The organism is Paenibacillus terricola (genome assembly GCF_014779765.1).
In the GTDB taxonomy this organism is placed as follows: Bacteria; Bacillota; Bacilli; order Paenibacillales; family Paenibacillaceae; genus Paenibacillus_T; species Paenibacillus_T terricola.
This window is the reverse complement of the sequence record NZ_JACXZA010000008.1, coordinates 1-23,862: the sequence shown is the minus strand read 5'-3', so window position 1 is coordinate 23,862 and position 23,862 is coordinate 1. Positions and strand designations below refer to the sequence as shown.

The window sequence follows — 23,862 nt, the reverse complement described above, 5'->3', positions numbered from 1 at the left end:
AATCAGCAAACAGCAATTTTGTAAAGACATTCCACCTGCTGTTCGTCACGATTTAATCGAATCTTTAACTAGATGTATCGTTTCTCGAAATATGATTATCTGGAACCCAACAATAACTCGCTGTAGAAATACATGTACTGCATGATTCCGTCATCGCCCTTCGTGTCAAGCTTTTTACGAAGACTAAGTAATAAATCTGCGTATTCCGTATAGAACCGCAATTCATACCGTTCGCGACGCGAAAGCTTGTCAAAATAGTGCGATAATGCGTCCAATCGTTCACCCGTATAGCTTTTGACCCACTCCATCTCTACTTTGTACAGATGCAGCGAATCTAAATTCGCTCGGAATGTATCCCATAATAAATCGAAGCGACCTGCATTCCCGTCATTCATAATGATGGATATCGGCTCCCGTAACTTCTCCCCTTCCTGATTCTTCTGTTGGCGTAGGAAATCCCATCCCCACATGCACCTCACCCTTCACTCATTCGGATATTATGCGCAAGCCTATATAATTGAGCGATATCATATCGCTGACAACTCTCGAGACGTGCAATGGCCTCCTGAATGTCAACCACTTCTACCGCAATGACCTGTTCACCATCTTCCGGATTCAGAGGTTTCCCGACAAGCTTCACTTCACCATATCCAACTAACCTTACAAAGCGAGGATGCGGGATATAAGGTCTGTATGGCTCGGCAGCGCTCGATGTGCAATTGAAGCAGCCAAAGCGCTGGAACGAGACGAGTTCCGCACCAAGCTCCTCCATCATCTCTCGGCGCAGTCCGTCAAGGTAATGCTCTCCTCGCTCCAACGTACCGCCGGGCAACTCCCAGCCACCATTTTCAATTTCAAAAATAACATACTTATCCCCAACGCACGGGACGATGCTTACATTACTCACTAAATCTTCATTCACATCGTTGCCTAGCTCAAACCTTGCGGTAACCGGCCCCCATTGAATGGGACTAGCAAGCACTGGATAGAAATTCTCTTCGATCGTTGTCATAAGGTTCCGCCTTTCAACTATGCTTAGAATATTTATTGCGTCATTCGAGTTTTATTGATGAAATCTCTGCCGATGAAATTAGAGTTGGGAGGCGTGATGCCAAGCTCCCTTGCCCATAAGGAGAGCTGCCCGACGTGATGAATTTCGTGGATGATCAAATGCATCAATATCTCTGCCTTGCTTAAAGGTTGTGTCATCCAGGGAGGTATTATAGATTCTTGCTCAAGGCTGCTCAGATTCAAAATGTTTAAGTCTTCGCGAATCTCGGCCCTCAGCCGATTGGATAATGAAGCGATGGACGGTAGATCTCCGTAATCAGCCACGTCAAACAGAATCTCCGGCTTGCCCATTATGGCGCATATCCAGCTGTACTCTACATCAATGATATGAACAAGTGTTTTTAGTATCGAGCCTTGTCCAGCATGCCGATCCTTCACAAGTTCTTCAATCGAAAGCTCTTCAAACGATCGGATATAGTCGTCTCGCACTTCCCAATTGTATAGTAGCAAACTTTTCATTTACGGGCTCCCTTACTTTATCATCGTTTCGACAGCCATCCCTTTCCGCTGCGATGTTCAGCGACCTAGATTGGAACTCCATTCTCCCAATCTGCATCGAGCTGTTGAATCCAATCGGATAAATGTCAGCGTACATTAAGAGATCTTCTTCTTGCGGGGCTTCCCAAGTTTATAAATGAAATAACCTACTAACGCCAGAACACCGATACTAAATACCTGAATAATTGCCGTGGATAATACAAAGTGCAAATTGAATTCCTCCTTGCAAGATGAGTGTTTATTGGCCGCGCTTAAACTCACTGACACCGATTTGAATAGTGCGATTTCAGATAACGCTTTCATTAATGATTGAATAAATCTGCAATCCTGTTCTCAATCAACTGTACAATCTCATCCACTGGCAAGGTTCCGTCAATCACAACATCTGATATCGGTTTAATCGTGCGCAGCATGCTTTCGTAACCCGATCTGCCTCGTTGCAGATAAACCCGCATATCATTCTTTATTTCTTCTGTATCCGTGTTCTCGAAATCCCTCAATATTCGTCGTGCCATGGCTACATCCAGAGGCGTATCGATAAAGATCGTAAGATCAATCGCTTTCCAATGATCATGTGACCTTGCAAACGGATAGTCCATCAGAATGTACTCTACTTCACTGGATTCCGACAGCTTCCCAATGTCAGCTACAATCGGATCTATATTCCACTCATTACTAACGGCTCCACGTTCTACTCAATCAATGATGTCATCTGGCGCTTCAAGTTCATACTCGTCAAAATATAGGGCTTGAGCCTGCACCAGTCTCTGACTGAGACGTGAAGTAACTGTTGTTTTCCCGCCGCCCGCGACGGCAGCAATCGCAATAATCGTAGACTTACGTTTGTTAATGGAAACCATCTCCTCTACAATACAAGCTCCGCATGAACTTCACCACATTCCAACATTTTGCCCGTTTGAACAAAACCTAGAGAATCATAGATTCGCTTGGCAGCAATGTTATCGGGTTTGTAGGTTAACTCAGCCACTTTGGCAGCTCCGCGCGGGAAAGTTCGGAAGTATTCGATGGCTTTCGCGACTGCTTCTCGACCATAGCCCAATCCCTGGTAACGCTTATCGATCATCATTTTGAAAATCCCGTAGGAGCTGTACTCGAAATTGCCGGACCCGTCATCGTAATACATCGAAATAAACCCAACGAGCGTCTCTTCCTTGTAAATCGCGAATGCTATAATGACCTGGCCCTCGTCTTGCGCGACATAGGCTTCGGCGAGAGCATGCTGATTCGATGAGATAAATTGCCTCTGCTCGTCGGTTACTTGAAGCTCAATGCATTGGATGAAGTTATCCCATGTAATTTTGCGAAACTCGATGTTGGTCACCTCTTCCCTTCCTTATAGATGAGCTTACAATAGCTTCTTATAATACGTCGCGGATTCCTCGTATCCAATCGCCTGATAGAAATGCCCTGCCCTGCGAGTAGCCAATGCAACAAGCTTAGATCCGCGCTTTTGCGCTCTTGCTTCGGCCTCCTGCATGAGCTGGTTGCCTATATTTTGCCGCCGATACGCCTCTTGTACGAAGATCTCTTCCACCCAACTGACCATCCCATTGGCATAGAAGGTTAGGTGATGAAAGGCCAATACATAGCCTATAATCTTGGTTTTACTCACTGCAACGATCAGATCAACATTCGGATCAACAACAAGTGATCGATAGGCTATCGCAAAAGGTTCACGGTTCACCGCGTAGCTTGTTGCTAATTGAGACGCTAACTCGAATAGTTCATGCTGGTCTTCCAACGTCGCTGCTCTCAGTTCGATTGTCATGCAAGCACTCCTCTAATCCATGCTAGAACCGGAGATTACGAAATGCTTACTTTCTTCTTCGCTGCCCATAAACTCGATAAATCTCCATAGCTCTGCTTCAGACTTCTCTTGCGGTATGTATGCTCTTAACATCCAGTTTCCATTAAACCTCAGGTAGAATCCTCCGCGCTCATCTGCATCTACAGCAACAATACGCAGAGGCAGCGGAATCCCCTCTATCAAATAATCAAATCGTGATTGCCCATTAATATCGGATAAGTCATCATCCTCCATCCATACACTGCCCTCATAGGTAAACACCCACGGACAATGCAGATGGATTGCATACGGATAGACTGTTCTTCTGCCACGAAGACCTTTGGTCGTTGATGGCTCCCCAATGGAAAGCCACACCATGTCTCCCGCTCTTCCTATCTTATAGATAGCTGAACCGATGATATGGGTCATGATGAATAAAATTTTATCTCTCATGTCATTGATCCTTTCGGCACATTACTCAGATCAACTCATTCTGCTGCGCTCTCCGACGCCCCACTGCGAAACACAATTCCGGTACCCTTCCAATGCTCTGTCGTCACATCGTGTTCGTTGTAGCTGCCACCTGTATATTCATTGATCGTATGTGTCCAGAAATGATGCGATACCGCATTATTGCCATGCTGCAGAACGACCCAGGTCCCCTTGAAGGTATCAAACACTTTCGACGCTACCAGCTTTCCGATTCCACGACGTCTATATTTGCGCATGATGAAGAACTCAGCGATTGACCTCGCATCCTCATCAACCATGTTATGCGTATAATCATTCACTAAGACGAAACCTGCGTACTGAGCATCCACTTTGACCAAATAAGCACGTCTCTTCTCTTCCGTCCAATAGTGATCCAAGTACGTGTACCCATAATAACCGGACGCATTAACATCCGCATCATTAAACTCACTAAAGTCATATTCATAGAGTTCGATCAGTTGTCGCAGAATCGACTTCTGATCTTCTGCCGCCTGAACAACCTCGACGGCATAGTTTGCACCATTCGATTCCAATTTCTCAGGCGCCTGATCTACCTCCACTGTTTCAGCGGAATCAACAAGTGTGTGAGCCGTAGCAGCTATGGGCTTTAAATCTTCCAACCGCCCGATAATGAAGGCTAGTGCCATCAGGATGAAGCCTCCAACAATGCTAATCGTGATAGTGAGTATACTTCCTTCGTCGTAGCCAATTAAACTTCCCATCGTAATACTGAGAACACTTATGACGAATATGATCTCTTTCATCTAGTAATCTCCCTATACGCTATGACGTACCTTACACTTATTGGTATTGTATCCCATCTCCAATGGATTGGCACTATTTTCTTGCAAGACAATTAAGCGCCAGAGGCTGGACTATTTAATGTATACTGGAAAATATCGTGCTAACTATCTTTTAACAAGCGAGGTATTCCATGATTCAGCCATTAACTATTCATTCGATCCGAGATAATCCCATGAACACCCAACAACTAAAGTCTTATGTAGCAAACCATTGGCCTCCGGTCAGCAATGTATTTAGTGATACAATCGATCAATGCTTCGCTACAGAGAATGCTTTACCGCAGTGCTATTACATCATGGATAACGAACAAATTATCGGATTCTATCAACTGCTCGAGAAGGAGCTCATTGAACGAACCGACTTGTCACCTTGGATCTCGTGTGTGTTCATTGATGAGAATAGAAGAGGTGAACGGTTAATTGAGCAACTGCTGCTGCATGGAAGAATAACAGCGGGGAACTTGGGCTTTGATAAGGTTTATCTGACTACAGACCATATTCATCTATATGAGAAGTTCGGATTCAGGGAGATTGGGATTGATCGATTCGTATGGGGGAGACCTACCAAGATTTATGAGCACCATACGATAAAATCTTCGATTTTCAAATAACAATGAAATACCACCTCAGATCACTTGCAATCAAGGTGGTATTTTGGCTATTTTTTGCATATCGGAAAATAAATATCCGTTACTGATTCTGCTGCTGCGGGTCCTTTGAACCGTTCGTCATAAACCTCGATATTAAGTGGGGCTGCCAGTTGGTAGTCGTTGTTGTTCAGCCAAGTGGAATACAGGTAGTGATGAACCCGGCCTGCGTTGTCAGCAGGACCCTCGAATGTGAACACGACATAATCGTTCTTAGGCACCTCGCGATAAACCATGCCGTCCGGCAAGTTATCGATTGACGATACCTCTACCCCGATGAAGAATTCGAACTTATCCGTCTCGGGATTGTAATTGTCCGGGTCGGTAGACAGGCCGAAATGTTCTCTCGAATTGATTACATTATTGATTTCGGACCGTCTTGCAAGAAATTGCTCGCCGAGCCGAATGGCCGTCCCTGCCTCTACATCCCCCAATGTCACGTTAGCCGCCAGTCCTGCCAATAGCAGTCCATCTCTATGAACAATTTTGCTTTCCACAACAACCGCCTCCGCCTCATGATAAGATCATCAACGATTCAAATCATACTTCGTATATTTGCCTTTTAATTCTGGATCTTGAATATCGTCGAACCAGTCCGACTTGATCCACAACGGTATCTGAAGGAGCTCCTGCAGCGATTCTACAGCCTCCTCGCAATCGGTCATTGCAATAATAGCATTCAACCGGTCGAAGTGCTGGTGGCCCAAGTACTCCGTAAGCACGCTAATGTCCGCATGCTTGTCCTCTAGTTCATAATCATATCTTGCTCCGTCTGTACACCATATTTGACTGGTTACTTCCTCACCTTTGGAGTATATTGTCATGGTGAACACACCGTCATCAAAGTATGAAATCGTCATAATAGGAGCTTGAATATAGCTGGATAACACTTCTCCAACCGCTTCAACTTCGCCCCAGTCGAAATGATCATTCAGAACGCTTACTAAGCCCGGCTGCAATTGACCGAGGTAGAAGACATTCCTTCCGCGATATGCCTCTGCCAGCAGTGCCTCATATCCACCAAACTTACCTGAAGGGATAACGGGCTGCTCCCTTTCCTCCGTCATGCTTGTTAATGCCTCAATGACGACATCGAGGTTATCTGCCATGACATGCATATTACCGAATTTCGTTCCTATGATAATTGCCCCCTACTCTGGGATGTACTCTCTACGCAAAATAGAGAATACAACGGCATCTACGTACTGGTTTTTCTCAAAATAATAGTCCCGCAAGGTGCCTTCCTCTGTTAATCCGACCTTCTGCAACAGCTTCCTTGAACTAATATTATCCGGATCAATGTGCGCCTCAATCCGATTCAACTTCATATGCTCGAAGCCATATGCAATAACCGCCTTGAGCGCTTCTGACATGATTCCTTGCTGCCAATATTCTGGGGTCAACTCGTATCCCACTTCTATTTTATTATGTTCCTGGGACCAGCTATGGAAGCCGCATGTTCCTATAACCCGATCCTCGCCCCGAAGTGTAATGCCCCATCGGATCCCTTCCGACCGCATGTACCGATTATTCCACTGCTGTATCAGTTCTTCTGCTTGCCTTTGCTCCGTGAACGTTGCCAGATCATAGAATTGCGTCACTTCATCTCTGGCAAAATAGTCAAATACATCCGCAGCATCATCAAGATTCAGCTGTCGGAGCACCAATCTTTTCGTTTCGAACTGGGGAAATGCTTTCAACTATTTTCTCTCCTCGACATGAACTCGTCAGCATGGGGTAATCTTTCTCTTAACAGCTCTCGAATTTCCATCGCTGTCTGATCAATGAACTGCAATACTCGCTCCAATGTAAAATAAATCGGCGTTATCCGCGGTTCATTACCCGCTTCCAACAACCAAGCTATCTTCTCATCCCGATACTTGCGTACTTCCCGGTCGGTTACGAATGGGGCGATCGAATAACCTTCCGCCCCCTGAAGCAGCTTGATCCATTCGTCCAAACGATCCGTCGATTTTATCAGATCAAATTCCACCTGGCTTACTTCTGTGTTATAGGCCGCATTGCATTCGGATCGCCAGAATACGCCTGTTCAAAATCGGTATACAGTGTTTCTGTCCATCTGAGGTCGGTGTAGATATGCGAGAAATACCCTAAGACAAAATTGCGCCACTCCTTCGTCGTTTTCATCGAAACGTAGGAGTCGTGCTTGTCCCAAATCATTTCCTTCGTCGGCATAATACCCTTATACACGAGATGTGTAAGGCCTTTCTCTTCTCGTGAAATGCTGCCTCTCGCATGGATTGCATCGGGAGAGATGCTGCCAATAAACAACTCCGGTGAAGGTGATCCATTATGGATTTGATCTGTTATTGCAAAATGCACCATCTGCCAAGGCAAATGCACTTCCTCCTCTACTCATTCCACGGCATTAAGAATCCGCTCTAAGATAACCCACGATTTCATTCAATTGGACTATTGCATCAGGCGGCAGCTTCAACGTCGTCTGTGGAACCCCTGTCCCGCCATAAACGTAATCGTAACGAAATAACTGCTTATCGATAATAGTAGGAAGGCCGCTATTAATCAGTGCTACGCTGCCTATTTTACTCCCCGTGACCTGCTCTACCTCATTCGGCTTCGCAAGTCTGAGCTGTTCGACATTCAACAAGGCTTTCATCGCCTCCAGATCCACTCGCCCATAATCGCCACAAATAATGACCGCGTAATAACCTTTGTCTGTCTTCATAATAAGTGTCGGAGCGGTCTGACCGATGTCGATGCCAAAATACTCGGCCCCTTCCTGAGCGGAATGGATCTGTTTCGTATGTTCGATAATTTCATAAACAACATCATACTGATTGAGCTTGGCTAGTAATTCATCCATCTCCACACCTTCTTCCACTTAATCTCTTGTACCACCTGATCGCGAGTCCCACTCACTTGCCAACAGTCCATAGATAACACGATTAAGATATTGGCCATTCATAAACTCGTAATCTCTTATTTCTCCTTCGCACTGGAAACCTAATCGTTCGGGGATCGCACGGCTCCTCGTATTGGTCGATGCTGCTCCGATTTCGATTTTATTCATATTCAGGCGAGAGAAAGCGTATTGAATCAGCACTTGAATAGCACGCGTGATGATGCCTCTGCCCTCATACTCCTGCCCTAGCCAATACCCAATCTCGGTCTTCCGATTATCCTGGTCGATATACAAGTAGCCGATAGAACCTACGAGTTCTCCACCTTCCCAAATACCGATCCAGTAACCGTCATCCTTGGCATAACGTAGGCGTGTCCGCTCGATGAATGCTTTCGAGTCATCAACAGATAACGTCATACTCGGGAATTTCAACCACTGACCAATATAGTTACGATTCCGATCAATCAATGCGTATAAAGCTTCTGCATCTCTCGTTTCCAATAACGTAAGAATTAGTGAATCGTCGATTCGGTAGTTGAACATGATGGTTGATCCTCCCTAACTGACTGCGAGTTTGATTTCGAATTCGGTTGCTTTAACCGAAGAATGCAACCGGGTATATCAATTCGCCTTGTATATGCAGCAGCTCATTGTCCTTCAGCTCGCACACCATGAATACATCGTCTGGCACTTCGAATTGCTTTAATTCCAGACCTAATGGTCGAGCAGGCTTGAACCCAAACTTAGGATAATAACTCGGATGACCAATTAACAGAACAACGTAATAACCAAGCTGTCGGCAACGCTCCAGCCCTTCTTGGATCAATTGCCTGCCAATCCCATGCTTCTGATGCGCTGGCTTCACCGCAATTGGAGCAAGGACGATGACCTCGTGGCACTCTGTGCCATTAACTATTTCAGCTCTGCTGAGCAGTAGATGACCTACGATCTCACCATCCAATTCTGCAACTAGCGATAACTGTGGTACAAAATAAGGCGTAGCTCGAATGCGTTCAACTAGCTTCGCTTCATCCTCGCGATTTCCGAATGCTGCGTAATTTACTTTGTAGACTTGATCATAATCGCGTTCATTTTCTGTTCGAATGAGGACTACAGTCATTTCATCACCTCTAATAATTTTCGACTGACGGTTGTTTCTCCTTGATCAAGAGACATTCCCGTTAACGTGAATTTACCTCGTCCCTTCTTTTTCCAAGTACTCTTCTCTCACCCGCTCCATCTGTGAAATATGCCTTCTGGCATGCTGACATAAGAAATAGATATATTGATAGACATCAATTTTGCCGAGGTCTGCCACAGTCATCGTTGTCTCCGCCAATATCCCCTCACCATTCGGGATTTCAGCAAGGATCTGTCTACACTCGTTTATCTGCTCGGCCATCAGTGATTGTACCTCTGCTAACGACTTGTCACCTGTCGGTTCCATATGTTCGGGCCGAATCCACTTCAATGACTTATCTTGCGCAATACGATCGAGTGCGCCGAGATTGTTTACGTAACCCTCAAGCTTTTGTACCATATCAACCTTGCTTGCAAGCTCCATCGCTCTCCTACGACCCTTCCGGATCAGTATAAGCAAGTAATAATTAGTCAGCGTCACATGCTCCAAGATTTGCGCAATGCTCCAGCCCTCAGATGGCTTGAAACCGAGTATGTCCGGGTGTAATTCATACCATTCTTGATACTGCTGGAGTGTATCCGACAGCTCCTGATCGATATACTGGATCGTTTGTTGAACCGTCATTGTTTATCCCGCCTTACTAGTCTGTATGTGTAATTTCCCGTTCGCTTATCAGTCCATTCATTGAACTGCTTTCGTCTTCTAAGTAACGTTCCAGCCGATGCTTCACATCCGGCCAATCCGAATCAATAATACTGTAGATGATGTAATCCCGATTGTTATACTTTTTGCGAAAAATCCCTTCTCGTACGGCTCCCAACCTTTCGATCGCTCGCTGCGAACGAAAGTTCTCAGGTGTCGTAATCAGCTCCACCCGACTTACATGAACCGATTCGAAAGCATGCTCCACCATCAGATACTTCGCTTCCGTATTGACTCTCGTGCGCCAGACCTCGGGTGAATACCACGTCGAACCGATATTCAGATTGTTGTTCTCCTCCGAAATTCGCAGAAACCGCGTCGACCCAACGAACTTGTCCAGTTGTTTATCGAATACGGCATAAGGAAACTGGTCCCCGCGTTGACGCCCCTCAATAGCTTTAAGGATAAAAGTCTGCATGTCCTCGATTGAGCGGATAGAGGTCGGATACAGCTCCCATATTTGAGGATCAATTGCTGCTTCAAACAACGGGTTCAGATGCTCTATTCGTAAAGGGAGCAGTACAATTCTCTTCCCTTCCAGCTTGTCAAAAGCATACATGACCCTGTCGTCCCTTCCTATTGAAATGCAGCGATTAGCTCGCTCGGGCGTCTAAGTTGCTTGAAGTCACTCTTGGTCCATGATTGGAACCATACAGCATGAAAGACGTTAAGTCCTGCATCCGCTGCGCCAGATAGCTCATTCGATCCGCCATCTCCAACGAAGACACTCGCTTCTGGCAGAACCTGCAATCGTTCACAAGCCAGCGTATAGATCTCCTTATCCGGCTTACACTTTCCAGTCTGATAGGAGAAAACAGCATCATCGAAATACTCGCTAAGGGCACAATCCTGCCAGCCCCTCACTTCTTCTTCCGTACAATTACTGATGAGGCCGACCTTGATCTGGTTCTGCTTCAAGTATTGGAGGAGCTCCAATACTTCCGCATGAATCTGCCTGAAAGGGATATGCTTCTCCTTCAATCTCTCTTGATAGAGAAACTCGATATTAGCTTCGTTCACTGGTAAGCTGTGCGATGCTAATATAGCGCGGATCACATCGTTGAAAGTAGCATGCTCTCCTCTCATCCGAGCATCCTGATGATTGCGCCACTCATGCTTAAATGTTTCAGCGGATAGGCCTAGCAACTGCATATAATCATACTGGCGTTTAGAAATTCGGCTGCCGTCCATAAATTCAGTGATCAGCGTTTCGAATAAATCAAAGAACACCGCTTGTATTCTCATATTGGCCTCTTTCTATCTCTATTCTTTCCGATTCTTTCTCCCGATCAGCTTCATTAACTCATCTTCCAAGCATCACCGTGGTTGTCCATTATGGATTCGGCTCTACAGCACGATCTCATACAAATTCGCGGCCCAGTTATCGAATTCTAATCTGCGCACGAATCCAAATCCGAACTCCCGATAATACTGATTCAGTCTCGGATTTTCAGCCATACAATCCAGTCTTACAACCTTCTTGCCGCGCCGTCTGATCTCCTCGATCGCGGAATGAATGAGCAACGTTCCCATTCCAAGGCCCTTGTAATCTCTGTTCACAGCAAATCGATGAATGTATCCTGCATCGTTATGATCCAATTCGCGCCAGATCATAGGATCCGACCAGGTCAACACATAGGTGCCGACAATAGTTCCCTCATGCTCCGCTACATAAACGTCCGATCCATTGTCCATAAACTCAACTACCTGCTCAAGTCGAAAATATTCCGGTCTCCACTGGTAAATCCCTTTCGCATTTAACCATCTGGCAGACATTTGCCACAGCTCCAGTACAATGGGAGCTTCATCATGAGTTGCATGTCTGATCTTTAACGACTTATCGAGCTGGTCCATGCCCATCACCTGCTTTAGTTTTTCTAGCCTTCTATATTTTGCCATTATACATAATGAATATCATTCTGAGAAGTACAACAAAAAGACCTTTCTTGCGAAAGGTCTATGCGCTCATACTACTTATGTTTTATTATGTCGATATAATAAAGCACTATTCTTCAAGTCTTTCGAGCGCTTTCTTGTACTTCACTAAACGGTTGTAGTCATGCTCTGTTGGGTTCTTAATTCGAGATATATTCATATTTTCTTTTATGTCTGCTATTTTGACATTCCGAGCGATCTGATTATCCATCGTCTTCTCGATGAAAGCCTCGTAACTATCCTCTGCGGATTTGGTCAACCTGCGGATCGCATCTATGATCTCATCAGAGAACCCATGCCCTTTCAACTGCTCAAGTGTAATTGATGAATCCTCTACGACATCATGAAGAACAGCAACAATTTTCTCATCCAACGTCTCAACCCGATTCATTACCGCCAAGGGATGCAGTATATAGGGAGAACCCCCTTTGTCCACTTGACCTCTATGTGCTTCAAGTGCAATAGCAATCGCCAACTCGATATTCAATTCGTCCCCCCCAAGTTCCAATATCACTTTATCGGTTACAATTCCATTCTAAGCCGTATCATGTCTTGGCATTGGATACCATCTTCATAGATCTCTTCCTCATAGTTGCGAGTGAAAAAATCTAAATCGACACCAACAATTCTGAATCCGCATCGCTGGTACAGTTTTAACTGATGGAAACTCGAATTGCCTGTCCCAATCTCGATTGTTCGATAACCTAATTCCTTTGCTTCTTGGATCGCCTTGCGTACAAGGGCTTGGCCAATCCCTCTTCCCTGAGATCCCTCATCCACTGCAACATTCACAATCTCAATCGTTTGCGGATGAGTCGGCAGCAGTACAAACTCGCCAACAATCTGATCTTGTGCATACGCCAAGTAACACAAGCCTCGACGAATGTACTCTTCGATCAGGGCCTGGGAAGGGTCCGCTAACAGCATCAGATCCATTGGGATCTGGTCTGGCATCACTCTTGTAATGCGAATGTCCATTTAGTTCCGGTTCCTTTCAATTAACAGTTAGTTCCAGAATACTCCTCTACTATCTTCTTCCACAATCATTAGCTGTGTTTCAAAGTTCTCATGTGGAGCGATGTCCTCGACAAAATGCCATTTGTTCTTGCTATCTCTCCAGTACACTTTCCATTGATTCTGCTCCAGTCGGAACTGGGCAACGGGCAACTCCACCCACTCCGTGCTCTTGAAAGCAGGTCGTTCTTCATTTAACGTTACGTTATTGCCTCTAATTTTATAATTGAGTCTAATTTGATTTCGTATGTGTTTCGGAACCTTCTGTTCAATATATACATTCATAATTTTCTCAATACGTTTCTTAGTGAAATCATCCATCTCGAAGCACCTCTACCTTATGTAAGTTGAAAATATTCCGTATCTCTAACCACGACTAGCCTTTTTTCCCTCGATACTGCCCCGTTCGCAATTCACGTACATACGCCTCAAGATCAGGCATACCATCATCCACTGCTTGTTGGATCGCAAGTTCAATATCGTAAGGAACTCTCACCAACTGAATGCTGAATGATGCAAGCTCCTTGCTGTCTAAGCAGCCTTCAAGGATGGCGTATGAAGCTTGGGGAATCTCCAACGGGTTGCCTACGCTCCCGGTGTTGAACAATGTTCGACCAGCGATATTTTGCACATAAGCATTATGCACATCCCCATACCCAGCCACGTCTGATAACCCTGCCTGCTCAAAATGCTCGGAGCTTTCAAATAGAGACAGCCGCCGCTCCTCTGAGTCCCACGGTTGAATCCGCTCATATTCGCTGCGAGGCGAAGCGTGAAATAATCGGATAAGTCGCCCGCTCATATACCATTCAATGCCGAACGGCAATTGGCTCAAATACGTCATTCTCTCCGGTCCCAGCTTTGCTTGATGCCAATGCACAGCCTCGAACTCGCTTGTTTTGGATACAAAATCATCCCAGTTACCCTTAATCACTTTATCGCATGTCCGCTGAACAACATCTACGGCGAGATCTGAACTTGGTCCTTTCCCAATCAGATCGCCCAGACAATATATCTTCGCAACATGACGCGAATTAATATCCTCCAACACAGCTTCCAGAGCTGGCAAATTCCCATGTATATCCGAAATAACTGCAATACGATCCATCCCATTACCTCCTACTAACAAACAACCTCTTTCAAGTTCTTTCTTATGTAATTAATTAATAGTTCTGAGATCGATTCCCTATATTCGTAAAAAACCTTATCGAACTTATCCATTTCCGCCAACTGTTTATCTTCATTATACAAATGAAAGAACCGAAGTAAGGGTCCCTTCCATCCACCATCATAACATTTCTGTGCTTCCTGAACTAAGTTCGCCGTAAAGGTCGCCTCAATCTTATGCAAGGCTGCGATCGCTTTCTTGGCATTCTTCCCGCTTGAATTAAAGAAATATTGATCTAGTCCCCCGTTATTCACTTCCATCTCAAGCTCGTTAATCAGATAGAAGGTTAATTCAATCTCATCCAATCTATCAAGGTGTTCCCCGTAATTAGTTTTGTCAAAAAGGACTTGCGAGAGTTCTATAATAAAACCATGTTCATTATCTTTATACTCATCTAGCATCTGAATGATGTAATTATCCAACAGTACCGCTCCTATCAAATAAATCCTATCTCCATTCGCACAAAGCTATAACAAGTAACGTCCAATAACTTCCTCATCCCAAATCTGCGCTTCAATGTATCGTTCTGGCCCCTTGTCTCCGTCCCGGTTCCAATCCTGCGGAAAGCCGTACTTCTCAATAAGCTCAACAATTTCCGACTTCGTATATACCTGCTGCCGATAAGGCTTGTCATCTCGATAACGCATGGTAGGAAATAGATCTCCGTATGTAAAACTAACGGATTCCTCAGCAAAATGATCCCAAGGAATCTCCAGTACGTCTGGACTCGCATACCATGATTTTAACCAATCACAGGCCCCGAGCGTCATGTAATGGGGGAAAGGATTCTGTGGATTCCCACCCTTTGCGATAAACTGGTTGCGTGCAGCCGACTCTAGCTCTCGCCTGATGCTCATGTAATCTTCCGATCGGCGACTGGCAAAAGTATTTCCTTCAAGTCGGATTTGATTGGACACGACCTCCGATTCCACTCTCGTAAGTTTGGATAAGTTTCGGAACGGCCCAATATCTCTATCAAAGTAATGATATAGATTGAGGGTCATAGGAATGGTCCTTTGCATCGAAATTGGAACAGCTAGATCATGACCCAAGTCGATAAAGCGTAACTTCATAATCCTCGAATACTTCCTGCAGCATCGACTCGACAACGTTCCAATCCCCGTTCGCTAACCCGCAGCCAATGTTATAGGGAAGTGCAATCGAATAGCCATCCCTCTTGGCTTCTTCTTTCAATGTAGTGAGACTTTGTTTCAATGCCTCGTAGTTCGTATAGAGAACATTCTGCCTACCGAAATTCAATTGTCCGAATAGATTTGCCGTAAATTTCGAGCCGGTTCGAACAAGCTGGCATTGTCCAAGCAGCTGATGTGAATCATATTGATTGCAAAATTGTTTATACGAGGGATAAAGGTTCCCATATCGATCCCGCAATGCCCTGGCCACTCCGGACCCCATCACACCTTGACAGTTTACCTGGTGTCCGATGATATCCTCCGATGCATGCAACAAATCGCCGTCAATTACGATAACTGCCATAGATAACACTCCTCTCCGAACGAGATGCTCTCGCAAATCAATACTCTTATTGGACCGTCGTCGTACCATCGGCATGTCCGACCACAACCGTGTTCGCCATCCGAACGAATAACCCATGCTCGACAACACCAGGTATCGTCTTAATCCGTTCACCTAGTTCGCCGGGATTCGATATTTCATCAAAGTGGCAGTCAATAATCCAATTGCCATTGTCCGTAATGAATGTCGCTTGATCCGCCATACGAATCACAGGCCTGCAGCCCAGCTGCTCCAGCCGTCTAATGGTTAGTTCTGTGGCGAACGGGACAATCTCGATTGGCAGCGGAAACTTGCCTAACGTTGGCACCATCTTGGATTCGTCCACAATGACGACGAACCGGTTGCTGTTCGATGCAATAATCTTCTCTCGCAGTAGTGCGCCCCCGCCGCCCTTGATCAGATTCGTATCCCGATCAACTTCATCTGCACCATCAATCGTAATATCGATCGACTTCACTTCCGAGAACGGAATAATCGGAATGCCCAGTTGGTTAGCCAACTCTTCTGATTGCTTCGAACTGGACACCGCTTCAATCCGAAGTCCCTCTTCATTCATCCGCTCTGCAATTCTATGTATCGCCCAATAGGCTGTAGATCCTGTGCCTAGTCCAATTGTCATTCCGCTCTGAATCAATTCCACTGCTTTATCTGCTGCTGCTTTCTTAGCATTCATTGGATTAGACCCCTCTGTTATCTGTCATTTAATTATTTTCTCTGAATCCTCATTTCTCCTCGGCCAAACAGGCTCGCTACTATGATGCCTGCCAACACGCCTGAGATTGGTGCGACAACAAGAATACCCAGTGTATTCGTACTTGTTGTCATTGCTAGTTTGGCAGCTACTATACCGACCGCAACGATGAGCACAATGGACCAATACTTTATTTTGGCGAACCAAGAAGTCCGCTTCACATTCACGACTCCAGTTGAAATCGGTGTCTTGAACAGCATCCACATAAGTAGAACGAACTCCACCATCATGCCAAACAAAGAGAAAAGGTACTGCAGTAATTGGTACAAAGGAATAGCAACACCGTATTCGTTCTGAAGGGTCTGATGCCGCTGGACGAAATACCCGCTCTCGTGTGTAAATGCGTCAACGAATAGGTGGCTGTAGAATCCGACAACAACGGAGAGCAGAAATATGATCCAGCTCCTATAGCTCCGCAGATCCATTAATTTTATTCGCTTGTAAGCTCTCCAATCCAGTTGAGCAATCGATGGTAAATGAGCGGCAAATGATTGGATACATAGATGAACGAGCACTAATATAATGATGCTTAATGGAATCGCCTCAACGAGGAGACCTTTGAAGGTATGTCCGATCGTCTGCCGCGGCTCAAGCGCTAGGAAATACTCAAAATCAGGAGACATACTGCCCAGAATCAAACCGGATATACTCCAATAACGAGGCTTCACAAGTGTCAACGGTATGGCGTACAAAGGATGTGCAAATGTGAATGGCGTACCGATCCCTCCTTCAGGTCTGCCGATTCCTGGTCATATATTTACAAAGAAACCGAGTGCGGCTAACACTCGGCAGAATTCACTTCCCTAATTGTACCATCTTCACAGGTTGATATGAAGAACTGCAGATCACCCACGTAGACCACCATCATGGGACATCTATGCGGCTCTTTATCAAACTGTTATACGCTTTGATTTTCTTTTCCTCATCGGGCTGATGATGAATCCATGAATAAGGATAAGCAGCATGCCTAGAGTGATCGCATGGTCAGCCAGATTGGATATCCCCCTCCCGAAATCGAGGAAATCCGTCACTTTGCCACGCAGTATACGGTCGATCGCATTCCCAATTGCACCGCCAACGAATATCCCCGCTCCGCAACGCAGCACCAAACTATTGAGCATGCCCTTATGATAAAGATAGATCGCCCATATCGCGATTCCGACAGCCGGGATGACAAAGTACGTCCCATACCCCTCAAAACTGCTCGCCATTGCACCTGAGTTTTCGAAGAACGTTAATTGAAACCCATCCCACATCTCGATCGATTGGCCCAGCTCCATATGATAGCGGACCCACAGCTTAGCAGCCTGATCAAGAAGGACAACGAGTAATAGAAGAGTATAAAACATATGCTCACCTCTCCCTTGCGGACTCTTTCTATTACTTCGCCATATTGCTCTTTATTAATTGTACCACTTCCATGACGAAGACTTGTAGTCTTGTGATGACTATCGATAACAACGTCTACTGTTTAGCCCTATTCGTTGAGATTACTTTCATACCAATATCTTGACCCCAGCCTGTAAATCCGCTCCCATTATTCTGAGTGCCATTGAACCGTACTGTCATATTCTGTTTACTATGCCGGTCGAGCGTCACTGTAATAGCGCCAAAATCGATATCGACGTTGCGATGCCAATTCGTTGGAAGCACAGGATGGATTACGACTTCCTCCGCTTTACCATAATTGAAAATCTTGAATGAGCAATCTGCAGTGACCTTATTCTCATTCGATGCGAAATCACATTTAGCATTGGTCACTTGGACTGAAGCAGCGTCAGCTGCGTTATATTTCGCTGCAAACATCACGCCTTGCGTCATGAAAGGGAATATAAAGAAGAATGCAATGCAACCAATAAGTATCATTCTAGATATTTTGGGATGACGATTCCGCAGGGTTCTTTGTGATCCAGCTACTCCTATGATCATGAGGAATATTCCAAGTATAACTGGTAAATGCAATCCATTCTGATTGCTCTTCGTCCAAGGTGAAATGCCTATTGCTTCGAATATCTGATCGCCAAAAGATTCCTTCACATGCGTTTGCGATATAAGCAGCATTGCTGCAGCGATGACGATGATGAAATAATAACCTTTCTTGATTATAATCACTCCCATCTTGTGTCCAGGCTATGTCATAACCTCGTTATGCTCTTCATTTAATTGTACGATCTCAAGATCCGGAAATTGCTCTTGAATCTTAAAGACCAGTGACCTTACTCCGAATATCTCGGTGAATGTATGGCTGCCTACGATAAGATTCATATGAATGAACTTCGCATATTGCACGGTGTACAACGTTTTCTCACCTGTGATATACACGTCGCAATTGTACTCCATCGCTTCCTTCAGCTGATTCGTACTATTACCCGCTCCGGTTACCATCCCAATCCTGCGTATGACCTTGTCGCTATTCCGCCCTACAAAAACCTTCTCTTCTAATACACCGCTCATCGTTGCTGCCAATTCCTCTAATGTGACTGGATGCTTAAGCTCTCCAATTCCAATACTGCTGTCTCCATTGATGTGCTGCGATTGTTGAACAATATTTGCACCTAATAACTGAAGCAGAGAATTACAAGTCCCGAACTCCGCATAGTCCAGCGGCAAGTGAATGAAGAAGTGAGTCATATGGTGCTCTTCCAGCAGCGCGTTACATCTTTCTTTCATACCATACACAAAATCCCACGCATCATGATGGGTTACAATCAAGTCGACCTTCTGTTCCGCTGCCTGCAATATGATCTCGGGCGTAAGGTTGGTTGCATATCCAATCGTCCGATATTCGGTGGATGAGACATTATTGTAACCATACTCTTCATTTTCGTGAAAATCGACGAGCAGCTGGCCGAACAACTCTTCAATACGGGTCTTGAATTGTTGAATGTTCATACGGCAACCTTCCCCCTTCATTACCTCTTATATAAATAACGAACCAACTGATCTTCTGTTTCATCTATTGTAAACCCTGCAGCTTCCAGACATTTGATACTTCCAATATGATCCTCATCGACCCAAGCTTCGATTTCATTGATTTCAGTCAGGATGGCATGAGTGATTATCGATGCAAGCATTCGCTTCCCATATCCCTTGCACCTATGTGTGGGACTAACAACGAAGGCAATTGATGCCCGCTTATATTCAATTAGTTCAACCATAACCTCACCGATGAGTTCATCATTCTCACTGGCTGCCAATACGAAATAATCTAATCGACTGCTAACGAACTTAAACCAATCTTCCACTGGCGGAATGGTTAGCCTCTTAAAAGTTTCAGGATCCCGATGCCATTCCCTAATCTGCGGCAAATGCCTCTCCTGCAGGAATTCAAATGTAATCGACACCTTGCACCCCTTCACTCGCTCTGAGCGCACAATCGTTACTAATTTGATATCATTTTTTCAAACCAAATCTCCATTCCTTATCTCCTGCAAGCCATCGAGATACATCTCGGTATGATGAATCAAATAATGACTTCCGCTGTTGATCTCCTCAAGAAGCTTATTTCCCTCCCGCAATGCAAGGTCATGCAGGTCTTCCGTTATTATTCCGTCCTGCAGCGCCTTCGCTAGCTCCTTCATGTCTTTCACAATCGTAGTACCGTCGGGCAGATGAATATAATCCAGGTACAGATCATTGATTAGAGGAATGCCGTCTGGTGACAGAGCTGTTGAATGGATGATATCGAAGTACCACTGAACGACCGCATCACCTGCATTGACCATAACGGTTACACAATAGTTCTGATGCTCAGGGATTAACATGATCCAGACGAAACCATCATCGGCGATACAAATATCGTCTGCTCCATAGTTCACGACTAACGGCTCGACAACCTTGTCCAACAGCAAATAAGTAACGTAGCCTTGGAATGATTCCGTTCTTCTATGCGTTTGAACATACCGCTTAGCTGCAATTCTTCTCCAGTCGGGGCGATCCGCTTGTTTCTGTTTGAATTGCATAATTATGTGAGCCTCCTGTGGTGACTGACTTACTTGTACAAAGTCATCGTCCAACTGTTGAACCCGTGCTTCTGATAGAACGCCATGACTTTCTGCCAGTTCTTATTTGCAGTGCTTACTGTCATTCGGGTAATGCCCCGCTGATTCATCAGTTCCGTTACATGCTGAATCAGGGCACTGCCATAACCTTTGCTTCTATGAGCAGGATGAACGTAAATCTCTTCAATTTCAAAATAAGCCTCATCCGTCTCCTCGAAAACTGCTAGACCCTTATTGTTTCTAACCTCGCCAAGCAGATAGCCTGCAATTAGACCCTCTTCATCTGCTACCCATATTTCGGCTGATTCTAAATCCTCAATAGCGTTAGCTTTCAGACCATAAGTAATGTTCTCTGATTCCCATGATTCAGAAAGCCTCGAGAGAGTCATATAATCTGAGGCTTCCGCACGCCTAACGATCAATTCCATTCACCTCCGCTCCTGATGTTTGTCAAAGTGCTTTTCCCTGCCTCGGAAGCTGAACCGCCGATTGCGATAACGTTGCATGATTTAGTTTCGAGATTCACCTATTACCAACCCCTGATTCGTCTCTTCTATGTTCCTATTATTAATGCTGTATAACGTATGCATCTTGTATTTCCGTTCCATCCATTTATCATTGAAAATATAAAACATCTCGTCGAAGTTCATCCCCTCAGGCAGCACATCTTCAAACCTTATTGCTTCGATTTCAAAGGCTGGCAAGGCGCTTAACTCCTCTACTTTCGCATAGAACACCATTCCATAGCTTCCATTCATCTCATAGATTCCGAATGGCATTAAGTCGAATCTCACAGCACCTGTTTCTTCGTATAGTTCTCGAGATGCTGTCTGAACGATGGATTCACCTGGTTCTCTGCTGCCCCCAGGTATCTCCCACCCACCACGCTTCTTGTTATGAATGATAATGTACTGGTCATGAAATGTAGCGATAATAACTGCGAATTTCATATGCTCGTGATCAACTTCATCAAGTTCAAACCACTGGCTCAACGATGTATTCCTCATTCGAATGTAATTCGTCTCCTTGGCGGGTAATCAAACCTGCTTATATGTCTATCTTGATAAAATGGCTAAATAAGGTCAATTGAACTTAATCACTTCATAGACGATATCTCAATCCTTACAAAATATAAAAAAACGACTCGGCAAAGATAGCTGCTATCCTGCGTGAGTCGTGTGATGTCTGAATTCTATTCCATTATTATACATAAGTTCATGTTGGGAAGAAAGTACACCTACTCTACAACTTCCATTACAGCCGTACAAGATACTTCTCGTTATGTATAATCTCCTTAATAATCTCCGGCAGTTGATCGACGCTGTAATGATGAGTGTATAGCTTGTTAAGATCACTTAAGCTGCCGTCCCTTTCAAACTCGTGTAGTAGGATCAGGCTGCGTTCTCCCATTTGATGTTCCTCTGGTCTTAGACGATCCCGCTGAACTATCGTTTCATCATCCACCAGCAGTACCACATATACAACCTTGATATCTCTGTGCTTTAGCTTCTCAGCTAACCATGCTGCTTCCGAGGGAAATGTTACATAATCGATCACTACATCGAAACCGTAATCCAACAGATTACTCGTCAGACTCAAAATATTGTTCCAAATCAGATCTAATGACTCCTGATCGAGCCACGGTAATCCTCTGCCTTTGACAGGGATGTGGCTAATATCGTCTCCGGAGATGTAAGCACTCTTCTCAAATTCCTGTACAAGAGTTTGTGATGTCGTAGACTTGCCTACGCCAGCAGGTCCAGAAATAATATATACAGTATTTTTCATAATGATCGTTCTCTCTTCCATCTAATCTTATTATCTTAACCAAGTAAGCTAGCTTATTTGTTTACAAATTCACTCTTCTCCAAATGCCAATCAGTCTCCAAATACCCTCGACTCGTATAAAACTTTGCCATTAGCTCTCTTTGTCTCGTCTCCAGCTCTTGGTCAGGTAAAAAGACATCAGAATCGTACAACTGCACATCGGACAAGGCTCACATGTCGAATATAAGGTAAGATCGTTATGACTGAATCTCTTCGTCTACATATTCATATTAACGATTATCTTATCCTAAGTAACTCGCATAAGATCCCTTAATTCGTTTATGACATACCTAGGAGCAATTTCATTCGGTATAGCTTGACCCTTGCGATTATAGTAGCAGAAATCGATCCTAGCGTTTCTAGCACCATTGTAGTCATCCGATAGCGAATCACCCACATATAGCACTTCATCACTTGATAAATGGAGTTCATTCAACGCAAGATCGAAGATTTCTTTCTTAGGCTTTCGGATCCCTATCTCATCCGATACAACGATTGAATCAAATTGATGTAGGATGTTTCCTGCAGCCAATCTTTTTCTCTGAGCGACACCTATACCATTTGAGATAATACCTAATTTGTAATGCTTACTTGTATATTGAATGATAGATTGAGCTCCATCCTCCATAATACATGAATGACAAAATTGATCCCAATAGGTCTGAGCTAACTGCTCTAAATTAGGTCCTTGATACTCAGCTAAGGAGTCCTGGAAGGAACGAATTAGAACTTCTTCAATACTATGATGGATACCGGCATTTCTCACAAAATTCATCCAATGCACCGCGTTGCTATTGCAATAGGCCTCCCAAAACTCGTTCCACCTAATATCATCATTCTGGAACAAATGATGTGCTTGAACTGCTGTTCTCATTGCATGCCATTCACACATTGAGTAATTCAAGAGTGTATTGTCCAGATCGAATATAATCGCTTTGTACATCCTATTGATCGGCTTCAGCTCCTCATCCAAGCTGCTTAGTTCGATTCCTAATATAGTTTACCATCATATTCCATTAAGATGAAGAACAATTGTTCGACTACTATTCCGATTAGAAAACAAAAAAAATCCCAATCAAAGACATTATGTCTCAGAACGGGATGTTCGTTTGAAAAATGGTGCCGGCGATAGGAGTCGAACCCACGACCTACTGATTACAAGTCAGTTGCTCTACCAACTGAGCTACACCGGCGTATTTAATTAAAATGGCGGAGCCGACGGGATTCGAACCCGCGGTCTCCTGCGTGACAGGCAGGCATGTTAGGCCTCTACACCACGGCTCCGCAGTATCGACCAATGATCACGAAGGATTTCAAGAGGCTTACTCGACATCGAATCTTGAACCGGCTCTCGAAGTCCGCTACTCATGTAGGGTTTGCCTACACTCCGTTGCTCCTTCTTCGATCCAATTCAACCTTCTCGGTGCTGATTGGTCTCTTTCTTGGTCTAATTTGAAGGTTGCACCTTCAAAACTGGATGCGAATGTTGAAACTTTAGCTTAGGTATTGCTTTCGAAGTTGCGATTTTGGCATTCGCCAAAACGCTTAGGATAAGCCCTCGATCGATTAGTACTCGTCAGCTGCA

Annotated in this window: 39 protein-coding genes and 2 tRNA genes; 1 reads left to right on the top strand and 40 read right to left on the bottom strand. The window is 44.7% G+C overall.

The genetic code is table 11. The annotated features are described in order from the left end of the window. Positions 1-95: 95 nt before the first annotated feature. The 8 genes from H8B09_RS25755 to H8B09_RS25720 all read right to left on the bottom strand — a co-directional run bounded on the left by H8B09_RS25755 (position 96) and on the right by H8B09_RS25720 (position 4,632). Entirely contained in the window at positions 96-470 is a 375-nt protein-coding gene (locus H8B09_RS25755) for a hypothetical protein (RefSeq protein ID WP_224754022.1), read from the bottom strand. A gap of 5 nt (positions 471-475) precedes the next feature. Then, a complete protein-coding gene (locus tag H8B09_RS25750) occupies positions 476-1,012 on the bottom strand; it encodes an NUDIX hydrolase (RefSeq protein ID WP_191206472.1) in 537 nt (178 codons plus the stop codon). Positions 1,013-1,044: 32 nt separating this feature from the next. Then, a complete protein-coding gene (locus H8B09_RS25745) occupies positions 1,045-1,530 on the bottom strand; it encodes a DinB family protein (protein WP_191206471.1) in 486 nt (161 codons plus the stop codon). A 341-nt stretch (positions 1,531-1,871) separates the two neighbouring features. Next, positions 1,872-2,168 carry a nucleoside/nucleotide kinase family protein gene (locus H8B09_RS31335; RefSeq protein WP_397376098.1) on the bottom strand — a complete coding sequence of 99 codons (297 nt, stop codon included), beginning with the start codon at positions 2,166-2,168 and terminating at the stop codon, positions 1,872-1,874. Between the two features lie 266 nt (positions 2,169-2,434). After that, entirely contained in the window at positions 2,435-2,911 is a 477-nt protein-coding gene (locus H8B09_RS25735) for a GNAT family N-acetyltransferase (protein WP_191206470.1), read from the bottom strand. Between the two features lie 24 nt (positions 2,912-2,935). Further along, entirely contained in the window at positions 2,936-3,358 is a 423-nt protein-coding gene (locus H8B09_RS25730; RefSeq protein ID WP_191206469.1) for a GNAT family N-acetyltransferase, read from the bottom strand. A gap of 12 nt (positions 3,359-3,370) precedes the next feature. Further along, positions 3,371-3,829, bottom strand: a complete 459-nt coding sequence (locus H8B09_RS25725; RefSeq protein WP_191206468.1) for a hypothetical protein — start codon at positions 3,827-3,829, stop codon at positions 3,371-3,373. A gap of 35 nt (positions 3,830-3,864) precedes the next feature. Continuing rightward, positions 3,865-4,632 (bottom strand): GNAT family N-acetyltransferase, encoded by a 768-nt coding sequence (locus H8B09_RS25720; RefSeq protein ID WP_224754021.1) that lies wholly within the window; start codon positions 4,630-4,632, stop codon positions 3,865-3,867. A gap of 170 nt (positions 4,633-4,802) precedes the next feature. Between H8B09_RS25720 and H8B09_RS25715 the strand changes: the two genes are divergently transcribed. Continuing rightward, the gene (locus tag H8B09_RS25715) at positions 4,803-5,282 is read left to right on the top strand and encodes a GNAT family N-acetyltransferase (protein ID WP_318152768.1); all 480 of its coding nucleotides are present in this window, start codon (positions 4,803-4,805) and stop codon (positions 5,280-5,282) included. A gap of 47 nt (positions 5,283-5,329) precedes the next feature. Here H8B09_RS25715 and H8B09_RS25710 read toward each other — a convergent pair whose 3' ends face one another. The 32 genes from H8B09_RS25710 to H8B09_RS25560 all read right to left on the bottom strand — a co-directional run bounded on the left by H8B09_RS25710 (position 5,330) and on the right by H8B09_RS25560 (position 23,561). Continuing rightward, positions 5,330-5,815, bottom strand: coding sequence for a GyrI-like domain-containing protein (locus H8B09_RS25710; RefSeq protein ID WP_191206466.1), 486 nt, complete (start codon positions 5,813-5,815; stop codon positions 5,330-5,332). A gap of 30 nt (positions 5,816-5,845) precedes the next feature. Next, on the bottom strand, positions 5,846-6,436 hold the full coding sequence (locus tag H8B09_RS25705) for a hypothetical protein (RefSeq protein WP_224754019.1): 591 nt from the start codon (positions 6,434-6,436) through the stop codon (positions 5,846-5,848). 33 nt (positions 6,437-6,469) lie between these two features. Further along, positions 6,470-7,018, bottom strand: a complete 549-nt coding sequence (locus tag H8B09_RS25700; RefSeq protein ID WP_191206464.1) for a GNAT family N-acetyltransferase — start codon at positions 7,016-7,018, stop codon at positions 6,470-6,472. Continuing rightward, entirely contained in the window at positions 7,015-7,311 is a 297-nt protein-coding gene (locus tag H8B09_RS30775) for a hypothetical protein (protein ID WP_224754018.1), read from the bottom strand. The genes H8B09_RS25700 and H8B09_RS30775 overlap by 4 nt, the downstream gene beginning before the upstream one ends. A gap of 5 nt (positions 7,312-7,316) precedes the next feature. Continuing rightward, positions 7,317-7,676 carry a hypothetical protein gene (locus tag H8B09_RS30770; protein WP_224754017.1) on the bottom strand — a complete coding sequence of 120 codons (360 nt, stop codon included), beginning with the start codon at positions 7,674-7,676 and terminating at the stop codon, positions 7,317-7,319. A gap of 31 nt (positions 7,677-7,707) precedes the next feature. Further along, on the bottom strand, positions 7,708-8,163 hold the full coding sequence (locus H8B09_RS25690) for an aminoacyl-tRNA deacylase (RefSeq protein WP_191206463.1): 456 nt from the start codon (positions 8,161-8,163) through the stop codon (positions 7,708-7,710). Between the two features lie 18 nt (positions 8,164-8,181). Beyond that, positions 8,182-8,745: a GNAT family N-acetyltransferase gene (locus H8B09_RS25685; protein WP_191206462.1), complete on the bottom strand. Its 564-nt coding sequence runs from the start codon at positions 8,743-8,745 to the stop codon at positions 8,182-8,184. Between the two features lie 52 nt (positions 8,746-8,797). After that, positions 8,798-9,322 (bottom strand): GNAT family N-acetyltransferase, encoded by a 525-nt coding sequence (locus H8B09_RS25680; protein ID WP_191206461.1) that lies wholly within the window; start codon positions 9,320-9,322, stop codon positions 8,798-8,800. A gap of 72 nt (positions 9,323-9,394) precedes the next feature. Further along, entirely contained in the window at positions 9,395-9,967 is a 573-nt protein-coding gene (locus H8B09_RS25675) for a DinB family protein (protein ID WP_191206460.1), read from the bottom strand. A gap of 16 nt (positions 9,968-9,983) precedes the next feature. Beyond that, a complete protein-coding gene (locus H8B09_RS25670; RefSeq protein ID WP_191206459.1) occupies positions 9,984-10,604 on the bottom strand; it encodes a GNAT family N-acetyltransferase in 621 nt (206 codons plus the stop codon). A gap of 17 nt (positions 10,605-10,621) precedes the next feature. Further along, positions 10,622-11,290 carry an HAD family hydrolase gene (locus H8B09_RS25665; protein WP_191206458.1) on the bottom strand — a complete coding sequence of 223 codons (669 nt, stop codon included), beginning with the start codon at positions 11,288-11,290 and terminating at the stop codon, positions 10,622-10,624. A 102-nt stretch (positions 11,291-11,392) separates the two neighbouring features. Then, positions 11,393-11,899, bottom strand: coding sequence for a GNAT family N-acetyltransferase (locus tag H8B09_RS25660; protein ID WP_191206457.1), 507 nt, complete (start codon positions 11,897-11,899; stop codon positions 11,393-11,395). Positions 11,900-12,050: 151 nt separating this feature from the next. Then, a complete protein-coding gene (locus H8B09_RS25655; protein WP_191206456.1) occupies positions 12,051-12,467 on the bottom strand; it encodes an HD domain-containing protein in 417 nt (138 codons plus the stop codon). Positions 12,468-12,502: 35 nt separating this feature from the next. After that, positions 12,503-12,958, bottom strand: a complete 456-nt coding sequence (locus tag H8B09_RS25650; protein WP_191206455.1) for a GNAT family N-acetyltransferase — start codon at positions 12,956-12,958, stop codon at positions 12,503-12,505. A gap of 27 nt (positions 12,959-12,985) precedes the next feature. Continuing rightward, positions 12,986-13,315: a DUF3024 domain-containing protein gene (locus tag H8B09_RS25645; RefSeq protein ID WP_191206454.1), complete on the bottom strand. Its 330-nt coding sequence runs from the start codon at positions 13,313-13,315 to the stop codon at positions 12,986-12,988. 55 nt (positions 13,316-13,370) lie between these two features. After that, positions 13,371-14,102: a metallophosphoesterase family protein gene (locus H8B09_RS25640; RefSeq protein WP_191206453.1), complete on the bottom strand. Its 732-nt coding sequence runs from the start codon at positions 14,100-14,102 to the stop codon at positions 13,371-13,373. Positions 14,103-14,116: 14 nt separating this feature from the next. Further along, complete coding sequence (locus tag H8B09_RS25635; protein ID WP_191206452.1) at positions 14,117-14,584, bottom strand: DMP19 family protein; 468 nt, start codon at positions 14,582-14,584, stop codon at positions 14,117-14,119. A 45-nt stretch (positions 14,585-14,629) separates the two neighbouring features. Further along, positions 14,630-15,019 carry a hypothetical protein gene (locus H8B09_RS25630; RefSeq protein WP_224754016.1) on the bottom strand — a complete coding sequence of 130 codons (390 nt, stop codon included), beginning with the start codon at positions 15,017-15,019 and terminating at the stop codon, positions 14,630-14,632. A gap of 184 nt (positions 15,020-15,203) precedes the next feature. Continuing rightward, complete coding sequence (locus H8B09_RS25625) at positions 15,204-15,659, bottom strand: macro domain-containing protein (protein ID WP_191206451.1); 456 nt, start codon at positions 15,657-15,659, stop codon at positions 15,204-15,206. A 46-nt stretch (positions 15,660-15,705) separates the two neighbouring features. After that, on the bottom strand, positions 15,706-16,371 hold the full coding sequence (gene rpiA, locus H8B09_RS25620) for a ribose-5-phosphate isomerase RpiA (RefSeq protein ID WP_191206450.1): 666 nt from the start codon (positions 16,369-16,371) through the stop codon (positions 15,706-15,708). A gap of 32 nt (positions 16,372-16,403) precedes the next feature. Continuing rightward, positions 16,404-17,171 (bottom strand): DUF4184 family protein, encoded by a 768-nt coding sequence (locus H8B09_RS25615; RefSeq protein WP_318152783.1) that lies wholly within the window; start codon positions 17,169-17,171, stop codon positions 16,404-16,406. A 168-nt stretch (positions 17,172-17,339) separates the two neighbouring features. Beyond that, on the bottom strand, positions 17,340-17,798 hold the full coding sequence (gene lspA / locus H8B09_RS25610; protein ID WP_191206448.1) for a signal peptidase II: 459 nt from the start codon (positions 17,796-17,798) through the stop codon (positions 17,340-17,342). 115 nt (positions 17,799-17,913) lie between these two features. After that, entirely contained in the window at positions 17,914-18,567 is a 654-nt protein-coding gene (locus H8B09_RS25605; RefSeq protein ID WP_191206447.1) for a hypothetical protein, read from the bottom strand. A 12-nt stretch (positions 18,568-18,579) separates the two neighbouring features. Beyond that, entirely contained in the window at positions 18,580-19,341 is a 762-nt protein-coding gene (locus tag H8B09_RS25600) for a Nif3-like dinuclear metal center hexameric protein (RefSeq protein WP_191206446.1), read from the bottom strand. A gap of 20 nt (positions 19,342-19,361) precedes the next feature. Next, positions 19,362-19,793 (bottom strand): GNAT family N-acetyltransferase, encoded by a 432-nt coding sequence (locus H8B09_RS25595; protein ID WP_191206445.1) that lies wholly within the window; start codon positions 19,791-19,793, stop codon positions 19,362-19,364. 57 nt (positions 19,794-19,850) lie between these two features. Next, positions 19,851-20,411, bottom strand: coding sequence for a ribonuclease FAU-1 family protein (locus tag H8B09_RS25590; RefSeq protein WP_191206444.1), 561 nt, complete (start codon positions 20,409-20,411; stop codon positions 19,851-19,853). Between the two features lie 29 nt (positions 20,412-20,440). Beyond that, the gene (locus H8B09_RS25585) at positions 20,441-20,878 is read right to left on the bottom strand and encodes a GNAT family N-acetyltransferase (RefSeq protein WP_191206443.1); all 438 of its coding nucleotides are present in this window, start codon (positions 20,876-20,878) and stop codon (positions 20,441-20,443) included. Positions 20,879-20,959: 81 nt separating this feature from the next. Beyond that, positions 20,960-21,442, bottom strand: a complete 483-nt coding sequence (locus H8B09_RS25580) for an NUDIX hydrolase (RefSeq protein ID WP_224754015.1) — start codon at positions 21,440-21,442, stop codon at positions 20,960-20,962. A 262-nt stretch (positions 21,443-21,704) separates the two neighbouring features. Further along, positions 21,705-22,238, bottom strand: coding sequence for an AAA family ATPase (locus H8B09_RS25575; RefSeq protein ID WP_191206441.1), 534 nt, complete (start codon positions 22,236-22,238; stop codon positions 21,705-21,707). 286 nt (positions 22,239-22,524) lie between these two features. Then, positions 22,525-23,220, bottom strand: a complete 696-nt coding sequence (locus tag H8B09_RS25570; RefSeq protein WP_191206440.1) for an HAD family hydrolase — start codon at positions 23,218-23,220, stop codon at positions 22,525-22,527. A 174-nt stretch (positions 23,221-23,394) separates the two neighbouring features. Then, positions 23,395-23,470: transfer RNA gene (locus H8B09_RS25565), tRNA-Thr, on the bottom strand. Between the two features lie 14 nt (positions 23,471-23,484). Next, a tRNA-Asp gene (locus H8B09_RS25560) sits at positions 23,485-23,561 on the bottom strand. Positions 23,562-23,862 lie beyond the last annotated feature (301 nt).

Coding starts and splice junctions, on each gene's coding strand:
- H8B09_RS25730 (WP_191206469.1), bottom strand. CDS start 3,358: ATGACAATCGAACTGAGAGCAGCGACGTTGGAAGACCAGCATGAACTA.
- H8B09_RS25630 (WP_224754016.1), bottom strand. CDS start 15,019: ATGAGCATCAGGCGAGAGCTAGAGTCGGCTGCACGCAACCAGTTTATC.
- H8B09_RS25585 (WP_191206443.1), bottom strand. CDS start 20,878: ATGGAATTGATCGTTAGGCGTGCGGAAGCCTCAGATTATATGACTCTC.
- H8B09_RS25755 (WP_224754022.1), bottom strand. CDS start 470: ATGTGGGGATGGGATTTCCTACGCCAACAGAAGAATCAGGAAGGGGAG.
- H8B09_RS25745 (WP_191206471.1), bottom strand. CDS start 1,530: ATGAAAAGTTTGCTACTATACAATTGGGAAGTGCGAGACGACTATATC.
- H8B09_RS25720 (WP_224754021.1), bottom strand. CDS start 4,632: ATGAAAGAGATCATATTCGTCATAAGTGTTCTCAGTATTACGATGGGA.
- H8B09_RS25600 (WP_191206446.1), bottom strand. CDS start 19,341: ATGAACATTCAACAATTCAAGACCCGTATTGAAGAGTTGTTCGGCCAG.
- H8B09_RS25685 (WP_191206462.1), bottom strand. CDS start 8,745: ATGTTCAACTACCGAATCGACGATTCACTAATTCTTACGTTATTGGAA.
- H8B09_RS31335 (WP_397376098.1), bottom strand. CDS start 2,168: ATGGACTATCCGTTTGCAAGGTCACATGATCATTGGAAAGCGATTGAT.
- H8B09_RS25640 (WP_191206453.1), bottom strand. CDS start 14,102: ATGGATCGTATTGCAGTTATTTCGGATATACATGGGAATTTGCCAGCT.
- H8B09_RS25690 (WP_191206463.1), bottom strand. CDS start 8,163: ATGGATGAATTACTAGCCAAGCTCAATCAGTATGATGTTGTTTATGAA.
- H8B09_RS25705 (WP_224754019.1), bottom strand. CDS start 6,436: ATGCATGTCATGGCAGATAACCTCGATGTCGTCATTGAGGCATTAACA.
- H8B09_RS25570 (WP_191206440.1), bottom strand. CDS start 23,220: ATGTACAAAGCGATTATATTCGATCTGGACAATACACTCTTGAATTAC.
- H8B09_RS25715 (WP_318152768.1), top strand. CDS start 4,803: ATGATTCAGCCATTAACTATTCATTCGATCCGAGATAATCCCATGAAC.
- H8B09_RS25725 (WP_191206468.1), bottom strand. CDS start 3,829: ATGAGAGATAAAATTTTATTCATCATGACCCATATCATCGGTTCAGCT.
- H8B09_RS25590 (WP_191206444.1), bottom strand. CDS start 20,411: ATGCAATTCAAACAGAAACAAGCGGATCGCCCCGACTGGAGAAGAATT.
- H8B09_RS25575 (WP_191206441.1), bottom strand. CDS start 22,238: ATGAAAAATACTGTATATATTATTTCTGGACCTGCTGGCGTAGGCAAG.
- H8B09_RS25680 (WP_191206461.1), bottom strand. CDS start 9,322: ATGACTGTAGTCCTCATTCGAACAGAAAATGAACGCGATTATGATCAA.
- H8B09_RS25625 (WP_191206451.1), bottom strand. CDS start 15,659: ATGGCAGTTATCGTAATTGACGGCGATTTGTTGCATGCATCGGAGGAT.
- lspA (WP_191206448.1), bottom strand. CDS start 17,798: ATGTTTTATACTCTTCTATTACTCGTTGTCCTTCTTGATCAGGCTGCT.
- H8B09_RS25650 (WP_191206455.1), bottom strand. CDS start 12,958: ATGGACATTCGCATTACAAGAGTGATGCCAGACCAGATCCCAATGGAT.
- H8B09_RS25660 (WP_191206457.1), bottom strand. CDS start 11,899: ATGGACCAGCTCGATAAGTCGTTAAAGATCAGACATGCAACTCATGAT.
- H8B09_RS25670 (WP_191206459.1), bottom strand. CDS start 10,604: ATGTATGCTTTTGACAAGCTGGAAGGGAAGAGAATTGTACTGCTCCCT.
- H8B09_RS25675 (WP_191206460.1), bottom strand. CDS start 9,967: ATGACGGTTCAACAAACGATCCAGTATATCGATCAGGAGCTGTCGGAT.
- H8B09_RS25645 (WP_191206454.1), bottom strand. CDS start 13,315: ATGGATGATTTCACTAAGAAACGTATTGAGAAAATTATGAATGTATAT.
- rpiA (WP_191206450.1), bottom strand. CDS start 16,371: ATGAATGCTAAGAAAGCAGCAGCAGATAAAGCAGTGGAATTGATTCAG.
- H8B09_RS25605 (WP_191206447.1), bottom strand. CDS start 18,567: ATGGGAGTGATTATAATCAAGAAAGGTTATTATTTCATCATCGTCATC.
- H8B09_RS25750 (WP_191206472.1), bottom strand. CDS start 1,012: ATGACAACGATCGAAGAGAATTTCTATCCAGTGCTTGCTAGTCCCATT.
- H8B09_RS25665 (WP_191206458.1), bottom strand. CDS start 11,290: ATGAGAATACAAGCGGTGTTCTTTGATTTATTCGAAACGCTGATCACT.